The following is a 16,668-nucleotide window of genomic DNA, read 5'->3' as shown; positions in this document are numbered from 1 at the left end:
CCCCGCTTCTCTGACATCGGTGTCGCTGACGCGACCGGCACCTATGCTCTCAGCTCGTACACACTGCCGAGGCACACATGAGCGAGGGCGGGGCGGCGATGGCGAAGCAGAGCGTGCGGTGGGGGATCCTGGCGACCGGCGGGATCGCGGCGGCGTTCGCGGCGGATCTGGTCGGTCTTCGGGACGCGGAGATCGTGGCGGTGGCCTCGCGCCGGCAGGAGTCAGCGGAGGCGTTCGCGGAGCGGTTCGGCGTGGAACGGGCGTACGGCGACTGGGAGTCGCTGGCCACGGACCCGGACATCGATGTCGTGTACGTCGCCACCCCGCACTCGGCGCACCGGGCGGCGGCCGGGCTGTGCCTGGAGGCGGGCCGGAACGTGCTGTGCGAGAAGCCGTTCACGCTGAACCTGCGCGAGGCCGAGGAACTCGTGACGCTGGCGCGGGAGCAGGACCGCTTCCTGATGGAGGCGATGTGGATGTACTGCAATCCGCTGGTGCGGCGGCTGAAGGCGCTGGTGGACGACGGGGCGATCGGTGACGTGCGTACCGTGCAGGCCGACTTCGGGCTGGCAGGCCACCTCTTGCCGGAGGCGAGGAATGGAGCACTGCCGCCGGCGCACCGGCTGCGGGATCCGGCGCTGGGCGGCGGGGCGCTGCTGGACCTCGGGGTGTACCCGGTGTCGTTCGCGCAGCTGCTGCTGGGCGAGCCGGACGGGATCGCCGCGCGCGCGGTGCTGTCGGAGGAGGGCGTGGATCTGCAGACGGGCGCGCTGCTGTCCTGGGACGACGGGGCGCTGGCCTCGGTGCACTGCTCGATCGTCGGCGGTACGGGGGTCACCGCGTCGGTGACCGGCACGCGCGGCCGGATCGACGTCCCGTCCGGGTTCTTCCACCCGGACCGGTTCGTGCTGCACCGCGACGGCCGTGACCCCGAGGAGTTCGCCGCCGACCCCGCCGACGGGCCGCGCACCAGCCTGCGGCACGAGGCGCAGGAGGTCATGCGGGCGCTGCGGGCGGGCGAGAAGGAGTCGCCGCTGGTGCCGCTGGAGGGGACGCTCGCGGTGATGCGCACGCTGGACGCGGTGCGGGAGCGGATCGGGGTGCGGTATCCCGGGGACGCGGTCACGGCCTCCGCGTAACCGTATGGCGGACACCGGATTCCGTATGGCGGATGTTCCGCCTACGCTGCGGTGTCATGACCGACAGGAACTCGAAGATCGCGGTGGTGACCGGCGCCGGCTCCGGCATCGGGCGGGCCGTCGCCGTGGAGCTGCTGCGGGCCGGCTGGTCGGTGGCGCTGGCCGGCCGTCGCGCCGAGCCGCTCACGGAGACCGCGGCACTGGTGCCGGAGGCGGCCTCCCTCGCCGTACCCACCGACGTGTCCCGGCCCAAGGACGTGGACGCGCTGTTCAAGGCGGCCGTGGAGCGGTTCGGGCGGGTGGACCTGCTGTTCAACAACGCGGGGACCTTCGGGCCCGGCGGGGTGCCGGTGGAGGAGCTGTCCTACGACGCCTGGCGGCACGTGGTGGACACCAACCTCAACGGGGCGTTCCTGTGCGCGCAGGCGGCGTACCGGCGGATGAAGGAGCAGGACCCGCAGGGCGGCCGGATCATCAACAACGGCTCCGTCTCGGCGCACACGCCGCGCCCGCACTCGGTCGCCTACACCGCGACCAAGCACGCACTGACCGGCCTGACCAAGTCACTGTCCCTGGACGGGCGGCCGTACCGGATCGCGGTCGGGCAGGTGGACATCGGCAACGCGGCCACCGACATGACGGCCCGGATGCAGGCCGGCGCGCTCCAGGCGAACGGGGAGGTGGCCCCGGAACCGGTGATGGACGTGGCCGATGTGGCGCGCACCGTGCGGCACATGGCGGAGCTGCCGCTCGAGGCGAACGTGCAGTTCGCGACGGTGCTGGCGACGACGATGCCGTACATCGGGCGGGGCTGAGCCGCGCCCCCCGCCCGCACAAATGGAATTTGAACATCCGCGCTATTGCGGCCGGTCGCGCCCGTGTGCTCTTCTTTTCTCCACGAGAGCTTCACAGTTGGCACACAAAATGTCCGCAGCCACTCCGAGGGGGGAGGCGGCGGCCGTTCCACCGGGCCGGAGTTGGGGGTGGACCTCGCGGGCGGACCGCGGGTACACGCCGGCCGGTGGAACGGCCGCCGCACACCGTCTCAGGGCCGTCGTGCGCCGCGCGCCCCCGGATCGCCGCCCTCCAGGGCCGTCGCCGTCCGGGTCCGGCGCCTGCGCAGGGCCCAGGCGCCCAGGCCCAGCACCGCGAGCGCCCCGGCGGCGCCCTCCGTGACCTGCCACGCCGAGCCGCCCCCGGACGCCGGGCCGGGCGCGCCGGCCGCCGCCTGGACGGTCTTGCGCGCGGGTGCCCGGCTCGCGCCCGCCCCGCCCTCGCTGAGCGGTTCGACCAGCAGGCCCACGGGCTGCGCCGAACGCCCGTGGGTGAAGCCCCAGTCGAGCAGTGCGGCGGTGTGCTCGTAGACGGCGTTGCCGCCGGAGTCGGGGTGCATCACGGTGACCAGCAGGGTGCGCCCGCCCCGGGTGGCCGCGCCGGTGAAGGTGTTGCCGGCGTGGCTGGTGTAGCCGTTCTTGACACCGATCAGGCCGTCGTATGTCTTCAGACCCCATGCCCCGGTCAGCAGGCGGTCGGTGTTCTGGATCTGGAAGGTCTTCTTGCCGCCCGCCGGGAAGTCGGCGGTCCGCGTGCCGCAGTAGTCGCGGAAGTCGGCGTCCTTCAGGCCGTGTCGGGCGAAGAGCGTGAGGTCGTACGCCGAGGAGAGCTGCCCTTTGTGGTCGAAGCCGTCGGGGCTGACCACATGGGTGTCCAGGGCCTGCAGGTCCGCGGCCTTGGCCTGCATCTCGGCGACGGTCTTCGCGATGCCGCCGTTCATGCGGGACAGCACGTGCACGGCGTCGTTGCCGGAGCGCAGGAACACGCCCTGCCACAGCTGCTCGACGGTGTAGGTGATGCCGGGCTTGATACCGACGAGGCTGGAGCCGGCCGGGACGTCGGCGAGGTCCGCGTCGGTGACCTTGTACCGCTGGGCGCGGTCGAACTTCCTCAACACGGTGTCCGCGAACAGCATCTTGAGCGTGGACGCGGGCGCGAGCCGCCGGTGCGCGTCGAACGACGCGAGCACCTCCCCGCTCGCGCAGTCGGCGACCAGCCAGGAGCGGGCGGTGAGCTTCTTGGGCAGTGCGGAGGCGCCGCGCACCTGGACGCCGGTGCGGGCCAGCCGCTCGCCGCCGACGACGGCGGTCGTGGCGGCGGCCTCGGTGGCCGTGGACAGGGGAAGGGCGGCGGCCGTCAGCCCGAGGACGGCACGCCGGCTGAGCCGGGAACATTCGCGCACCCGGGGACCGTACACCGCTTCGAGCAGGGGATTCGCGAGCTGAGGCCGATACGGAGCGGAATGTGCCGCGTTATGAAAGTCAGATGAGCTACCCCGCTTTCGCGGTTCTACACATCTTTTGCCCGGGACCGCTCACCGGCCGAGCAGGCGGTCGATCTCGGCCGACTGCGCGGCGGTGAACGGCCCCTTCGCAAGCGCGCCGGCGTTCTCCTCGGCCTGGGCGACGGTCCGGAAGCCGGGGATGGGCACCGTGTGCCGGCTGCGGGCCCACAGCCAGGCGAGGGCGCCCTGGGCGAGGGTGCGGCCGTCGCTGGTGAGGACGGAACGCACCGCATCGATCCGGGCCAGCCACTCGGGATCGGCGCCGGAGCCGTCGTCCGCGAACCCGGGGAGCCAGGCGGGCGGCCGGCTGCGGATGTCCCCGGCCTCCAGCGCCCCGTCGCGCCGCCCGGCCAGCAGGCCCATGGCCAGCGGGCTGCGGTTGACACCGGCCAGTTCCAGCCGCTCGCACAGTGCCACGAGCCCGGGAGCGTCCTGCAGGACGTTGAGGCCGTACTGGACCGCGGTGCAGTGCGGGCCCTCGGCGAAGACGGCGGCCCGCTCGGGGTCGTCGGTGCTCCAGCCGTAGGCGCGTACGAGCCCCTCGCGGACGAACTCCTCGCAGGCATCGCGGAGTTCGGCGGCGCGTGCCGGGTCGGCGTCGGAGAGGTGCAGCTGGTACAGGTCGATGTGATCGGTGCCGAGGCGGCGCAGGGAGGCGGTGAGGGCCCGGCGGGCGTACTCCGGGGTGTCGTCGGTGCCGGTGAGGGTGCGGGTGGCGGCGTCGAAGACGTTGCCCCATTTGGTGGCGAGGACGACCTCGTCCCGCCGCTTGCCGAGGGCCCGGCCGAGGATCTCCTCGCTGTGCCCGGTGCCGTAGGAGTCGGCCGTGTCGAAGAAGGTGACGCCCAGGTCGAGCGCGCGGCGGACGGCCCGTACGGACTCGTCGTCGTCGACCTTCCCCCAGCCGACGGGCTGCCCGTCGGCGGTCCGGTGCTCACCCCCGATGGCCCAGCACCCGAAGCCGAGCGCGCTCACCTGGATGCCACTGCGTCCCAACGTCCGTGTCGTCATGGGCGTGGACGCTAGAGGTTGAAGTGCACGCGAGCACAAGCCTCTGAGGCCTGCTACGCCTGCCCGGTCTCGAACCGTGAGATCCGCCCGTCGTCGTCGACGGTGAAGTTCCACTTGGTGCGCATCTCGCCCCAGGCGTCGTTGCTGTAGCGGGCCAGCAGGGTCCGGCCGCCGTCGGACTCGTTGTCGACCTCCATGTGGCCGTGGGAGGAGAAGATCTCCCGGTCGATCCACTCGGCGAGGTCCCGGTCGGAGCCGTCGTCGGCCATGGTGGCGCCGGGCGCGAGCAGGGCCATGAAGCCCTCGCGGTCGTGCGAGTTGACGGCGTGCACGAACGCCCGGACGGCCGGGTCGCTGAGCTTGGCTGGCTGAATCGTCATGGCGTCAGGCTCACACCGCTCCCCCGGTCCCGCCACCCGAACGGCAGCCAGGACGAGCCGGGCGCCGTCGGCGGTGTGAGGGTGGGCACGCGGGAGGGGACCTGTCCGCCTGTCTGCTGGGGAGTCACCGTGACCTGTTACGACCGACGTGATCTGGGCCTGCTGCTGCTCCGGCTGGGCACCGGCGGGGTGCTGGCGGCGCACGGCGCGCAGAAGCTGTTCGGCTGGTTCGGCGGCCACGGCATCGAGGGCACCGGACAGTTCATGGAGTCCGTCGGCTACGCGCCCGGCAAGGCGAGCGCGACGGCCGCCGGCCTGGCGGAGGCGGGCGGCGGCGTGCTGCTGGCGCTGGGCCTCGCCACCCCGGCGGCGGGCGCGGCGGCGGCCGGCGCGATGGCGGGGGCCTCCGCGGTCCACATGCCGAACGGCTTCTTCGCCCAGGAGGGCGGCTACGAGCACGCGGCGAGCCTGGGCCTGGCCGCGGCCGGACTCGCCGTCACCGGCCCCGGCCGGCTCTCCCTCGACCACGCCCTCGGGCACGTTCTCGACCGCGGCTGGATGGTCCCCGCCGCCCTCGGTGCGACGGCGGCGGCGACGGCCGTCGTGGTGGGGGCGCGGAACCGGCGGGTGCGGCGGCAGCAGGAGGGCGAGCAGGAGGCCCTCTTCGAGGAGTGAGGCGCCCCCCGAGAGGCGGCGCGGCGAGATGTCTCCGCGCCGTCCGTCGTCAGGAGGCGAGGCTGTCGCTGTCCTCGCGGGCCTCGGCGACGGCGTGGGCGAGGTCGTCCAGCAGGCCGGCCAGAGCCGCGCGGGTCGGCTCGTCGGTGACCCGGCCGCCGGCGATCCTCAGGGTGGCCTGCGGGATGCGCAGCTCCCGCGGGATCACCCGGGCGTCCATCGCGGCGAGCGTCTCGGCGAGCCAGGCACGCGCCCGGTCGCCACCGGTGATCGCGGGGGACGCGCTGGCCAGGGCCACCGGCTTGGCGGCGACCTCGCCTCCGCCGACCAGCCACTCCAGGGCGTTCTTCAGCACGCCCGAGGTGCCGTGGGCGTACTCCGGGGTGACGATCAGCAGTGCGTCGGCCGCGCCGACCGCGGCCCGCAGCTCGGCCACGACCCCCGGGAGCGCGGTCTGCTCGACGTCGGCGTCGAAGAAGGGCAGGCGGTCCAGGCCCGGGTCGACGGCGAGTTCGCGCGGGGGCAGGGTCAGTTCCGCAGCCGAACGCAGCACGGCCGCGTTCAGCGACCCGGACCGCAGACTTCCGCACAGACCGAGGATCTTCACACCGGTCACCCTACGTTCCCGGGGGCCGGGGGTGGCGGGGGTGGCGGCAGACGAGTCGGGCTGTACGCCGGGTTCTGTTCCCCGGTGTCCTCGCGGACGCCGGGGCGACGGCCATCCATCTAGGGCCGGCGTTGCCGCCGGCCTCGTGCGGTCTACCCGCGGACTCGGGCGGGCAGCCCTCGATCGTCCGCGCAGGGACACCGGGGTGTCCCCTCTTGACCTTGCTCCGGGTGGGGTTTACCTAGCTGCCCAGGTCACCCTGGGCACTGGTGGTCTCTTACACCACCGTTTCACCCTTACCAGGGGCCGGAGCCCCGGGCGGTCTGCTTTCTGTGGCACTGTCCCGCGGGTCACCCCGGGTGGCCGTTAGCCACCACCCTGCCCTGTGGAGCCCGGACGTTCCTCGGGAAGCCCCCTAGGGGGACTCCACGCGGCCGTCCGCCCGGCTCGTCTGCCGTGCCGACCATCGTACCCGGCGGGAGCCGGGCCGCGGACCGGTGGCGGTGGCCAGGACCGAGCCGGCCAGGATGAGCGCGAACGCGGCCAGCACCGGGAGGGTGAGCCGCTCGTGCAGGAACAGCGCGCCCGCGGCCACCGCGACCGCCGGGTTGACGTACGTGATCACCGTGGCCCGGGTGGGGCCGGCCTCCCTGATCAGTTCCAGGAACGCGACGAAGGCCACCGCGGTGCAGATCACGCCCAGTCCGGCCAGCGCGGCCAGCACGCTGGGCGCGGGCACGGCGGACGGGCGGGTCAGCGCGGCGGCGGGGGCGTAGACCAGGGCGGCCAGGGTCAGGCAGGCGGCGGTCAGGTGGAGGGACGGGACCTCCTTGAGGCGGCGGGCCGCGATCAGGGGCGCGGTGGCGTAGCCCAGGATCGTCAGCAGGACCTCCAGCAGGGAGCGGGCGTCGCCGCCGGTGAGGTGCGGCAGGGTGAGGACCGCCACCCCGGCGAGGCCCAGGGCCAGGCCCGTCACGCGGCGGGCGCCGAGGTGTTCCGTGTCGCCGAGGAGCCGGGCCAGGACCACGCCGACGATCGGCACGCCCGCGATCATCAGGCCCGCCGTCGAGCTGGACAGGTGCCGTTCGGCGTCGGTGAGGGTGAACCAGGGGATCATGATCTCCAGGACCGCGAAGGCCAGCAGCGGGCGCCAGTGGGTCCGTATCGCCGTGCCGAAGCCGCCTTGGCGCAGGGCGAACGGGAGCAGCAGGAGCGCGCCGAGCGCGCACCGCGTGAACACCACCACCGGCGGGGACACCGCGTCCACCGCCACTTTGATCATCAGATAGGGGACGCCCCAGACCACTCCCATCAGGGAGAACAGGAACCAGCCGCGCGCAGTCATGCGGCCGAGTGTCGGCCTCCCGGCCCCGGGCTGTCTTGAACGCTGTTGCGATAGGCCGCGGGGGTCACCCCGAGCACCCGGCGGAACCAGCGGGTCAGGTGCGCCTGGTCGGCGAAGCCGACCAGGGGGGCCACCTCGGCGGGACGCAGGCCGCTCTCCAGCAGGACCCGCGCCTTGGTCACCCGGTGCTGGGCGAGCCAGGCGTAGGGGGGTATGCCCATCGTCGTACGGAAGGCGCGCAGCAGCTGGTAGCGGGAGAGGCCGAGGTCGGTGGCGAGCAGGGCGAGGGAGGGCGGGTCGGTGAGTTCGTCGGCGAGGCGGTCGCGGACCGTGCGGGCTATGGCGTCGGCGCCGGGGACGCGGTCGGGGACCGGTCTCGCGGTGGAGTGGCGCTGGGCGAGGGCGGTCAGCAGCCAGGGCAGGACGGACTCGGCCTGCAGGGCGTCGGGGCAGGCGCTCAGTTCCGTGTGGGCGGTGCGCAGGGCCGCGGCCAGCGCGGGGTCGTCGATGAGGGGTTCACGGAAGTGCGGCAGGCCGCCGAGGGTGCCGTCGGCCAGCAGGGACGGCTCGGCGTACAGGGCCCGGTAGGCGTAGCCGTCGGTGGCGTTGCCGGGGCCGCCGGTGTGCATCTCGCCGGGTTCGAGGACGACGATCCTGCCCGGGCCGGTGCGGATGTGGCCGCCCCGGTAGTCGATGATCTCGGAGCCGCCGACGCAGACCCCGATGGTGTACTCGTCGTGGGCGTGCGGGGCGTAGACGTGCCGGCGGAAGCTCGCGGTGAGCAGGTCGAGCGGGGGTCCGCAGCGGCCCAGCCGGGCCCGTGTCCACCGTGCCTGTTCCCCCATCGGACCCTCTCCTTCGCGACGCCCCTGCCCAGGGTGCAACGCCGTACGGTCCCGTTTCCATACCGTCGGGCCGGGCCCGGATCTCTGGTGACCAGCGCCTTCGCCGTCACCGGTCCCGAGGGGCTTCCGGCGAGCGCGGGCCGGGGCGGGGCGGGTGGTACGCCGTACCCTGGCGCGGAGGTCTACGTAAGGAGTACGTGTTGCTGGTCCTGCTGCCGCCCTCCGAAGGCAAGGCGAACTCGGGCGAGGGCGCCCCGCTGGAGCTTGTGTCGCTGTCCCTGCCGGGGCTGACCGCCGCCCGGGAGGCGGTGCTCGGGGAGCTGGTGGAGCTGTGCTCCGGCGACGAGGAGAAGGCCCGCGAGGTGCTCGGGCTGAGCGAGGGCCTGCGGGGCGAGGTCGCGAAGAACGCCGGGCTGCGCACGGCCGGCGCCCGCCCCGCCGGGGAGATCTACACCGGTGTCCTCTACGACGCCCTGGGCCTGGCCACGCTGGACGCGGCCGCCCGTCGGCGCGCGGCGGACTCGCTGCTGGTGTTCTCCGGGCTGTGGGGCGCCGTGCGGGTGACCGACCGGATCCCCTCCTACCGCTGCTCGATGGGCGTGAAGCTGCCGGGACTCGGCGCGCTGGCCGGGCACTGGCGGGCGCCGATGGCCGAGGTGCTGCCGGAGGCGGCCGGGGCGGGGCTGGTGCTGGATCTGCGGTCCTCGGCGTACGCGGCGGCCTGGCGGCCGAAGGGCGAGGTGGCCGGGCGGACGGCGACGGTACGGGTGCTGCACGCGCCGACCCGGAAGGTCGTCAGCCACTTCAACAAGGCGACGAAGGGCCGGATCGTGCGCAGCCTGCTGACCGCCGGGGCCGTGCCCGAGGGCCCCGCCGAGCTGGTGGCGGCGCTGCGGGACCTGGGGTACGCCGTGGAGGCGGAGGCGCCCGGGAAGGCGGGCAAGGCGTGGGCGCTGGATGTGCTGGTGGACGAGATCCACTGAGCACTCCCGCTGCGTTGCAGTATGCGCAACGCTCATTGCGCGTGATGCACTCCCTGGGCACGATGAGGGCATGACCTCGCCGCTGCCCTCCTCCTCGGCTGCCTCCGTCCTGGATCTCGCCCCCGTCGTGCCCGTCGTGGTGCTCGCCGACGCCGCCGACGCCGTACCGCTCGCGCGGGCGCTGGTGGCGGGCGGGCTGCCCGCGATCGAGGTGACCCTGCGGACCCCGGCGGCACTGCACGCGATCCGGGCGATCGCCGAGGGGGTCCCCGAGGCCGTGGTCGGGGCGGGCACGGTGATCACACCGGAGCAGGTGGGCGCGTGTACGGCGGCCGGGGCGCGGTTCCTGGTCAGTCCCGGCTGGACGGAGGCACTGCTGGCGGCGATGCGCGGGTCCGGGGTGCCCTTCCTGCCCGGGGTTTCGACCACCTCGGAGGTGGTCGCGCTGCTGGAGCGCGGGGTGCGGGAGATGAAGTTCTTCCCGGCGCAGGCGGCGGGCGGTACGGCGTACCTGAGGTCGCTCGCGGGGCCGTTGCCGCAGGCCCGGTTCTGCCCCACCGGCGGGATCGGCCCGCAGACCGCACCGGAGTACCTCGCCCTGCCGAACGTCGGCTGTGTGGGCGGGAGTTGGATGATCCCGGCGGAGGCGGTGGCCGCCGGGGACTGGGCCCGGATCGAGCGGCTGGCGCGAGCCGCGGCCGGGCTCAGGGACGCAGGTGAGAGGTGTCGTTGAACAGCCGTACGCTCGCGTTGCCGTCCGCGTAGTACGCCACCGCCGACAGGGAGGCCGCCGAGAGTTCCATCCGGAACAGCGACTCGGGCGGGGCGCCGAGGGCGAGCCGGACGAGGGTCTTGATCGGGGTGACGTGCGTGACCAGCAGGACCGTACGGCCCGCGTGGGCCGCGACCAGCTTGTCCCGGGCGGCGGCGATCCGGGTGGCCGTCTCGGCGAAGCTCTCGCCGCCGCCGGTGGGACGGGCCTCCGGGTCGGCGAGCCAGGCGTTCAGGTCGTCCGGGTGGCGCTCGCGGACCTCGCCGAAGGTCAGGCCCTCCCACGCGCCGAAGTCCGTCTCGCGCAGGCCGCCTTCGACCGTCACGTCCAGACCCAGGCGGGCGGCGACGATCTCCGCGGTCTCGCGGGTACGGGCGAGGGGGGAGGCCACGATCGCCTGGATCGTGCCGCGCCTGGCGAGTGCCTCGGCGACGCGGTGCGCCTGCTCGCGGCCGGCGGCGGAGAGGGCGGGGTCGGTACCGCCGCTGCCGGAGAAGCGCTTCTGGGGGGTGAGGGGGGTCTCGCCGTGCCGGAGGAGGACGAGGGTGGCGGGAGCGCCGAGGTCGGGGGCGGCGCTCCAGCCGGGGGTGCTGGTCAGGCGCTGCTCGCCGGGGGGTGCCGCCGCGGCGGCCTCCGTCTCGCGTACCGCTTCCGCTTCGACGTCGTCCTCGGCCGGAGCCGCCACCGGCCTCGCCTGACCGGCGGTCCGGCCCTCCGCCAGCGCCGCGCGGGCCTTCGCCGCACCCGCCGCCGCGTCCCCGGGCGGGCCCGACGGCCCGGGGACGGCGGGCGGGGTGTCCAGGGCCGCCCTGGACTCGGACGGGGACCACTGCCGGCCCTTCGCGCCCGCGTCCATCGCCTCGTTCGCCAGGCGGTCGGCGTGCTTGTTCTGCTCGCGCGGGATCCACTCGTACGTGACCTGGTCCGGCGGGAAGACCGACCTCGCCTCCGTGGCCAGGGGCTTCATCGAGGGGTGCTTGATCTTCCAGCGGCCCGACATCTGCTCGATGACGAGCTTGGAGTCCATGCGGACGTGGACCCGCGCGGCGGGGTCGAGCGCGTGGGCGGCGCGCAGGCCGGCCAGGAGGCCGCGGTACTCGGCGACGTTGTTCGTGGCGACGCCGATGTACTCGGCCGCCTCCGTCAGGGTCTGTCCCGTCGCCGCGTCGCAGACCACGGCCCCGTAACCCGCGGGCCCGGGATTGCCCCGCGACCCGCCGTCGGCCTCGACGATGAACTCCCGCACCCCTGAAGCCCCTTACAGACCCGACTCCGCCGTACGCACCAGGATGCGGCGGCAGTTCTCGCAGCGGATGACCGTGTCCGGCGCCGCCGAGCGGATCTCGTTCAGCTCCGTGATGGCCAGCTCCTGCCGGCAGCCCTGGCAGGTGCGGGCGTACAGCTTGGCCGCGCCGATGCCGCCCTGCTGCGCGCGCAGCTTGTCGTACAGCTTGAGCAGGTCCGCGGGGACGGACGCGGCGACGATCTCGCGCTCCTTCGTCACCGAGGCCACCTCGCCGTCGATCTCCTCGAACGCCGCGTCCCGGCGGCCGGTCGCGTCGTCGATCTTCGACTGCACGGAGGCGACCCGCCCCGTCAGTTCGCTCACCCGCTCCTGCGCGGCCTCGCGGCGCTCCATGACCTCCAGGACGACGTCCTCCAGGTCGCCCTGCCGCTTGGCGAGGGAGGCGATCTCGTGCTGGAGGTTGGACAGGTCCTTGGGCGAGGTGACCGCGCCGGAGTCCAGGCGCTGCTGGTCGCGGGCGGCGCGCTGGCGCACCTGGTCGACGTCCTGCTCGGCCTTGGTCTGCTCGCGGGCGCAGTCGCTCTCCTCGGTCTGCGCGGCCACGAGCAGGTCACGCAGCTGCGTGAGGTCCTTCGTCAGCGACTCGATCTCGGCGTGCTCGGGCAGGGACCTCCGCTTGTGCGCGAGCTGCTGCAGGCGGACGTCGAGGGCCTGGACGTCGAGGAGGCGGATCTGGTCGGCGGGCGCGGCGTTCAGTTGGGGGCTCCTGTTAGCTAGAGGGGGTGGTGGACGCCGCGTGGGCGGTCCAGGGGTCGGTGACCGTCTTGGAGACGTGGACGCGCAGGTCCCAGCCGTGGCGGTCGGAGATCTCGTCGAGCTGGCTCGCGGCCAGCTCGCACCAGGGCCACTCGGTGGCCCAGTGCGCCGCGTCGAGCAGCGCGAGGGGACCGTGGGCCACCGCCTCGGAGGCCGGGTGGTGGCGCAGGTCGGCGGTGAGGAAGGCGTCGACGCCGGCCGCGCGGACCTGGTCGAAGAGGCTGTCGCCGGAGCCGCCGCTGACGGCGACCGTGCGGACGACGGCGTCGGGGTCGCCGGCCACCCGGATGCCCTGCGCGGTGGCGGGCAGCCGCTCGGCGGCGCGGGCGGCCAGTTCGCGGACGGTGAGGGGGTGGTCGAGTTCGCACACGCGGCCGAGGCCCCGGCACCCGTGCGGGTCGGTGGGGTCCGGTACGAGGGGCCGTACGACGCGGAGGTCGAGGGCTCCGGCGAGGGCGTCGGAGACCCCCGGGTCGGCGGTGTCGGCGTTGGTGTGGGCGACGTGCAGCGCGATGTCGTTCTTGATGAGGGTGTGCACGACCCGGCCCTTGAAGTGCGTGGCCGCGACCGTGGTCGTCCCGCGCAGGTAGAGCGGGTGGTGGGTGACGAGCAGGTCGGCGCCGAGCTTCACGGCCTCGTCGACGATCTCCTGCACGGGGTCGACGGCGAACAGGACCCGGCTGACCTCCTGGTCGGGGTCGCCCACCACCGTGCCGACCGCGTCCCAGGACTCGGCCCGCTCGGCGGGCCACAGGTTCTCCAGCGCGGCGATGACTTCAGACAGACGGGGCACGGCCCAAGGCTACCTGGCTGTTCGGCGGGGCTGTACCGCATGCGTCCGGTCTGCCCCGGGTCAGCACAGACGCCCCGGTTTCCTCAGGTGAATCGCTTCTGCGCCACCCGTACGTGTGAAGCGGGAGACAGGGGGTCCCCCGCCTGTGCGTGCGAAAACTAGCTTCGTCGCCGGAGGTGACCGAACGATGACGGTCTGTGCTATCGAACCGCCGTCCGCGGGCGGGGCCGACGGCGTGCCGCGAGCGGGGTGCGCGATCACGGCGGACGGCTCGTACGCCGCCCGGCTCGCGCGGGACGGTGACTCGTGGTTCCCGGAGCGCTGGACCCTGGACGGCCCGGAGCCGTACGCGGTACCGCTGCCCGGCAACCAGCCGGAGGAGCCCGGCACCGAGGTGCAGCCGATGGGCGACGGGCGGGTGCTGATCCACCGGCTGGTGGAGCTGCGGCACGCCTTCGCGCTGCTGTATCCGACCGGGCCCGGCACCGGCGAGCTGCCGCTGGGCGCGGTGGAGTGCCCCGAGCCCGGCACCCGGCTCACCCTGCTGCCGCCGGCGCCGGGGGGCGTGCGGGCGTACGCCCTCGCCGTCGGGCCGCGCTCCAGCGTGGTGTGGCTGGTGGCGGGCGGGGCGTTCGGCCCCGAGCGGCTCGCCGAGGTGCCGGGGCGCTGCTCGGGCGGGGTCTGGCTGGACGGCGCCGGGCGGCTGCTGGCGCTCGACCGGGAGCTGGGCGGGCACACCAAGACGGTGGTGCTGGACCTGGAGCGCGGGGAGGTCTCGCCGCTGTTGCAGATCGCGGAGGGCAGCGTCGACCGGCTGCTGCTCGCCGACCCGGACAGCGGCCTGTTGCTGATCTCCTCCGACGCGCCCTCCCCGGGGCAGGAACGATTGGGCTGGGGCGTGCTCGGCAGCACCCTGCCGGTGCGGTTCCCGGAGTGCCTGCGGGTGCCGGAGTGCGTGGTGACGCCGTTCGCGATCCAGCCGGAGCAGGTGCTGGTGCCGGAGAACTGCGCGGTGGGCCTGCGGATCGACGGCGCGTTCGGCACCTGGGTGGGCACCTGGCGGCCGGCCGAGCGCCGGGTCCGGCACCTTCCGGCGCCCGAGGGCTGGCTGGCGGGGGCCGGGGTGTGGACGCGGGAGGGGCTGCTGCGGCTGCCGTACGCGACGGAGGAGGTGCCGTGCGGTGTGGCGGCCCTGACGGCACCGGTGGATCCCGTCCCGGAGAGCGGTGCCGAGGGGGTGCCCGAGCACGTCCCGCCGGTGGCCGAACCGGAGCCTGCGGTACGGGCGGTGACCCGGCCCGTGCCCTTGCAGCAGGCACCTCTGGGACGTCTTGTAACGAACTAGTGCCGGTTGGCGTGTGCGCCTGGATTCGGGCCGTGGTGTGCCGGTTAGACTCGCCCGGCTGTACGAAAGATCATGGTTGACGGGGTGAATACGTCCGATGAGCGACACCAGCACGACTGAGCAGCTGTCTGCCGACTCCAAGACCGCCGGCCACGGCCGGCACCGCGGCCCGGTCGCGGCCCAGGAGAGCGACACGACTCCGCACGGCCGGCACCGCAAGCCGGTCCAGGAGACGGTCGAGGCGGCTGCCTGACGGCAGTGAAGAGGAGGGGGCGTCCGCTCGGCGGGCGCCCCCTTTGCCTTGCCCCCCTTTGCCTTGCCCCCGAGCCCCTGTGTCTCATCCCCGCCTGAGCCCCAGCACCTCCGCCGCCGCGAAGGTCTCCCCCGGTGGCCGGTCCGCGTAGTGCGGGGTGAGCAGCGCGTCCAGTTCGTCGTAGGTGAAGGCCTCCTGCTTGCTGTCGAACTTGGCCTGCACCCGCGGCCGTTCGAGCACGGCGACCATGCCGCCGTGGACGACGAGCAGCTGGCCGTTGACCCCGGCGGCGGCCGGCGAGGCCAGGTAGCCGACGAGCGGGGCGACATGCTCGGGAGCGAGCGGGTCCAGGCCCTCGTCCGGTTTCCGCAGGCCCGCGAAGACGTCCTCGGTCATCCGGGTCCGGGCGCGCGGGCAGATGGCGTTGGCGGTGACGCCGTACTTGGCGAGGGCGAGGGCGGTGGAGGTGGTCAGGCCGACGATTCCGCCCTTCGCCGCCGCGTAGTTGGGCTGACCGGCGGACCCGGCCAGGAACGCCTCCGAGGAAGTGTTCACGATCCGCCCGTACACCGCTCCCCCGGCCGCCGCCTTGGCCCGCTGCCGCCAGTGCGCGGCGGCGAAGCGGGTGGTGTTGAAGTGGCCTTTGAGGTGGACGCGGATCACCGAGTCCCACTCGTCCTCTGTCATGGAGAAGACCATGCGGTCGCGCAGGATGCCGGCGTTGTTGACGAGGATGTCCAGCTTTCCGAACGCGGCGATCGCCGACTCGACCAGCTCGCCCGCCTGTGCGAAGTCGGAGACGTCGCCGGTGTGCGGTACGGCGGTGCCGCCGGCCGCCCGGATCTCCGCCGCGACCTGCTCGGCGGGCCCCGCCGACGCGGCACCCGAGCCGTCCCGCCCTGGCTGCCCGTAGTCGTTGACGACGACCGCCGCGCCGAGCCGGGCGAGTTCCAGGGCCTCGGCCCGCCCGAGCCCGCGTCCGGCGCCGGTGACGATCGCGGAGAGGCCCGCAAGTGGCAGTGGCATGCGGCGTCCTCAGATCTCGATGCAGGTGCGCAGGGCGGTCCCGGTGCGCATCTGGTCCAGCGCCTCGTTGATCCCGGCGAGCGGCACCCGGTGGGTGATCAGCCCCGCGAGGTCGACGCGGCCCGCCCGCCACAGGGCGATCGTGCGCTCGTAGGAGCGCAGCACGTCCCCGCCGCCGTACATGGACGGCAGGATGCGCTTCTCGTCGAAGAACAGCTCGAACATGCTGAGCTGGAGGAAGTCGTCCATGGCGCCGGCGCCGACCACGACGAGGGTGCCGCCGCGCCGGGTGGCGTCGTAGGCGGTGCGGGCGGTGGCGGACCTGCCGACGACCTCGAAGACGTAGTCGAAGCCCTCGCCGCCGGTCACCTGCTGCTTGGCGTCGGCCAGCTCCTCGGGCGAAACGGCCCTGGTGGCCCCGAACCTGAGGGCCGACTCGCGCCGGGAGGCGACCGGGTCGACGGCGACGATCTCGGCGGCGCCCTTCAGCCGCGCCCCCTGGACGGCGGAGATGCCGACGCCTCCGCACCCGATGACGGCGACCGACGAACCGGCGGCCACGTCGGCGGTGTTGAGGGCGGCGCCGAGCCCGGTGGTCACCCCGCAGCCGATCAGGGCGGCGATGTCGAAGGGCACGTCCTCGGGGATCGGTACGGCGCAGCCGGCGTCGACCACGACCTCCTCGGCGAAGGTGCCGGTGCCCGCGAAGCCGAACACAGCGCCGCCGGAGCGCCGGAAGTTGGGGGTGCCCGCGTTCATGAACCCGGCCAGGCACAGCTGGGTCTGCCCGCGCTTGCAGGCCGGACAGGCACCGCAGGCCGGCAGCCAGCACAGGACGACCCGGTCCCCGGGCTTCAGGTGCCGTACGCCGTCGCCCACGTCGAGGATCTCGCCGGCGCCCTCGTGGCCGGGCACGAAGGGGGCCGGCTGGGGCAGCACGCCGTTCATCGCGGACAGGTCCGAGTGGCACAGCCCGGTGGCGCGCACCCGGACCCTGACCTTGCCGGGGCCGAAGCCCACCGCCTCGACGTCGTCGAGGACCTCCAGCTTTTCCTGGCCGATCTCGTGCAGTACGGCTGCGCGCATGGTGCGGC

General features: G+C 73.9%; 17 protein-coding genes, 1 other RNA gene and 1 pseudogene. 7 read left to right on the top strand and 12 right to left on the bottom strand.

What is annotated here, in order from left to right; genetic code table 11:
- Positions 1–98 precede the first annotated feature (98 nt).
- The gene (locus tag ACIP4Y_RS03920) at positions 99–1,139 is read left to right on the top strand and encodes a Gfo/Idh/MocA family protein (protein ID WP_401388664.1); all 1,041 of its coding nucleotides are present in this window, start codon (positions 99–101) and stop codon (positions 1,137–1,139) included.
- A 56-nt stretch (positions 1,140–1,195) separates the two neighbouring features.
- Complete coding sequence (locus tag ACIP4Y_RS03915; RefSeq protein WP_401387348.1) at positions 1,196–1,954, top strand: SDR family oxidoreductase; 759 nt, start codon at positions 1,196–1,198, stop codon at positions 1,952–1,954.
- Positions 1,955–2,184: 230 nt separating this feature from the next.
- Here the strand turns inward: ACIP4Y_RS03915 and ACIP4Y_RS03910 are convergent, their stop codons facing one another.
- From ACIP4Y_RS03910 to ACIP4Y_RS03900, 3 genes are all read right to left on the bottom strand, one after another.
- Positions 2,185–3,375 carry a D-alanyl-D-alanine carboxypeptidase family protein gene (locus ACIP4Y_RS03910; protein ID WP_401387345.1) on the bottom strand — a complete coding sequence of 397 codons (1,191 nt, stop codon included), beginning with the start codon at positions 3,373–3,375 and terminating at the stop codon, positions 2,185–2,187.
- Between the two features lie 132 nt (positions 3,376–3,507).
- Complete coding sequence (locus ACIP4Y_RS03905; protein ID WP_401387342.1) at positions 3,508–4,488, bottom strand: aldo/keto reductase; 981 nt, start codon at positions 4,486–4,488, stop codon at positions 3,508–3,510.
- Positions 4,489–4,541: 53 nt separating this feature from the next.
- Positions 4,542–4,868 (bottom strand): nuclear transport factor 2 family protein, encoded by a 327-nt coding sequence (locus tag ACIP4Y_RS03900; protein ID WP_358640792.1) that lies wholly within the window; start codon positions 4,866–4,868, stop codon positions 4,542–4,544.
- 129 nt (positions 4,869–4,997) lie between these two features.
- On the opposite strand from ACIP4Y_RS03900, the gene ACIP4Y_RS03895 reads away from it, so the two are divergent.
- Entirely contained in the window at positions 4,998–5,543 is a 546-nt protein-coding gene (locus ACIP4Y_RS03895) for a DoxX family membrane protein (protein WP_401387339.1), read from the top strand.
- Between the two features lie 49 nt (positions 5,544–5,592).
- Here the strand turns inward: ACIP4Y_RS03895 and ACIP4Y_RS03890 are convergent, their stop codons facing one another.
- The 4 genes and pseudogenes from ACIP4Y_RS03890 to ACIP4Y_RS03875 all read right to left on the bottom strand — a co-directional run bounded on the left by ACIP4Y_RS03890 (position 5,593) and on the right by ACIP4Y_RS03875 (position 8,340).
- Positions 5,593–6,150 (bottom strand): NADPH-dependent FMN reductase, encoded by a 558-nt coding sequence (locus tag ACIP4Y_RS03890; RefSeq protein WP_401387336.1) that lies wholly within the window; start codon positions 6,148–6,150, stop codon positions 5,593–5,595.
- Between the two features lie 47 nt (positions 6,151–6,197).
- An RNA gene (gene rnpB / locus ACIP4Y_RS03885) (RNase P RNA component class A) lies at positions 6,198–6,600 on the bottom strand.
- A gap of 115 nt (positions 6,601–6,715) precedes the next feature.
- Positions 6,716–7,432, bottom strand: a pseudogene (locus ACIP4Y_RS03880) (DMT family transporter); the annotation flags it as partial.
- A gap of 59 nt (positions 7,433–7,491) precedes the next feature.
- Complete coding sequence (locus ACIP4Y_RS03875; protein ID WP_401387333.1) at positions 7,492–8,340, bottom strand: AraC family ligand binding domain-containing protein; 849 nt, start codon at positions 8,338–8,340, stop codon at positions 7,492–7,494.
- A 200-nt stretch (positions 8,341–8,540) separates the two neighbouring features.
- Here ACIP4Y_RS03875 and yaaA point away from each other — a divergent pair, with 200 nt between their 5' ends.
- Positions 8,541–9,323, top strand: coding sequence for a peroxide stress protein YaaA (gene yaaA / locus ACIP4Y_RS03870; protein ID WP_358640800.1), 783 nt, complete (start codon positions 8,541–8,543; stop codon positions 9,321–9,323).
- A gap of 70 nt (positions 9,324–9,393) precedes the next feature.
- Positions 9,394–10,056 (top strand): bifunctional 4-hydroxy-2-oxoglutarate aldolase/2-dehydro-3-deoxy-phosphogluconate aldolase, encoded by a 663-nt coding sequence (gene eda / locus ACIP4Y_RS03865; RefSeq protein WP_401387330.1) that lies wholly within the window; start codon positions 9,394–9,396, stop codon positions 10,054–10,056.
- On the opposite strand, the gene ACIP4Y_RS03860 is transcribed toward eda, so the two are convergent.
- The 3 genes from ACIP4Y_RS03860 to ACIP4Y_RS03850 are packed head-to-tail and all read right to left on the bottom strand — an operon-like array spanning position 10,028 to position 12,950.
- Entirely contained in the window at positions 10,028–11,341 is a 1,314-nt protein-coding gene (locus ACIP4Y_RS03860; RefSeq protein ID WP_401387327.1) for a bifunctional RNase H/acid phosphatase, read from the bottom strand. The two genes, eda and ACIP4Y_RS03860, sit on opposite strands and share 29 nt — an antisense overlap.
- Before the next feature lie 12 nt (positions 11,342–11,353).
- Positions 11,354–12,097, bottom strand: coding sequence for a zinc ribbon domain-containing protein (locus ACIP4Y_RS03855; protein WP_401388661.1), 744 nt, complete (start codon positions 12,095–12,097; stop codon positions 11,354–11,356).
- A gap of 13 nt (positions 12,098–12,110) precedes the next feature.
- The gene (locus ACIP4Y_RS03850; RefSeq protein ID WP_401387324.1) at positions 12,111–12,950 is read right to left on the bottom strand and encodes a Nif3-like dinuclear metal center hexameric protein; all 840 of its coding nucleotides are present in this window, start codon (positions 12,948–12,950) and stop codon (positions 12,111–12,113) included.
- A 187-nt stretch (positions 12,951–13,137) separates the two neighbouring features.
- On the opposite strand from ACIP4Y_RS03850, the gene ACIP4Y_RS03845 reads away from it, so the two are divergent.
- Together ACIP4Y_RS03845 and ACIP4Y_RS03840 are read left to right on the top strand one after the other, a co-directional pair.
- Positions 13,138–14,295, top strand: coding sequence for a hypothetical protein (locus ACIP4Y_RS03845; RefSeq protein WP_401387321.1), 1,158 nt, complete (start codon positions 13,138–13,140; stop codon positions 14,293–14,295).
- Positions 14,296–14,392: 97 nt separating this feature from the next.
- Positions 14,393–14,548 (top strand): hypothetical protein, encoded by a 156-nt coding sequence (locus ACIP4Y_RS03840; protein ID WP_358640807.1) that lies wholly within the window; start codon positions 14,393–14,395, stop codon positions 14,546–14,548.
- A gap of 84 nt (positions 14,549–14,632) precedes the next feature.
- Here ACIP4Y_RS03840 and ACIP4Y_RS03835 read toward each other — a convergent pair whose 3' ends face one another.
- Together ACIP4Y_RS03835 and ACIP4Y_RS03830 are read right to left on the bottom strand one after the other, a co-directional pair.
- Positions 14,633–15,574, bottom strand: coding sequence for a 3-oxoacyl-ACP reductase (locus ACIP4Y_RS03835; RefSeq protein ID WP_401387318.1), 942 nt, complete (start codon positions 15,572–15,574; stop codon positions 14,633–14,635).
- A 9-nt stretch (positions 15,575–15,583) separates the two neighbouring features.
- Positions 15,584–16,660 carry a Zn-dependent alcohol dehydrogenase gene (locus ACIP4Y_RS03830; protein ID WP_401387315.1) on the bottom strand — a complete coding sequence of 359 codons (1,077 nt, stop codon included), beginning with the start codon at positions 16,658–16,660 and terminating at the stop codon, positions 15,584–15,586.
- Positions 16,661–16,668 lie beyond the last annotated feature (8 nt).

Source organism: Streptomyces sp. NPDC088810 (genome assembly GCF_044750305.1).
Taxonomy (GTDB): Bacteria; Actinomycetota; Actinomycetes; order Streptomycetales; family Streptomycetaceae; genus Streptomyces.
The sequence above is the reverse complement of the archived record's forward strand: the minus strand, read 5'-3'. Positions and strand labels throughout refer to the sequence as shown.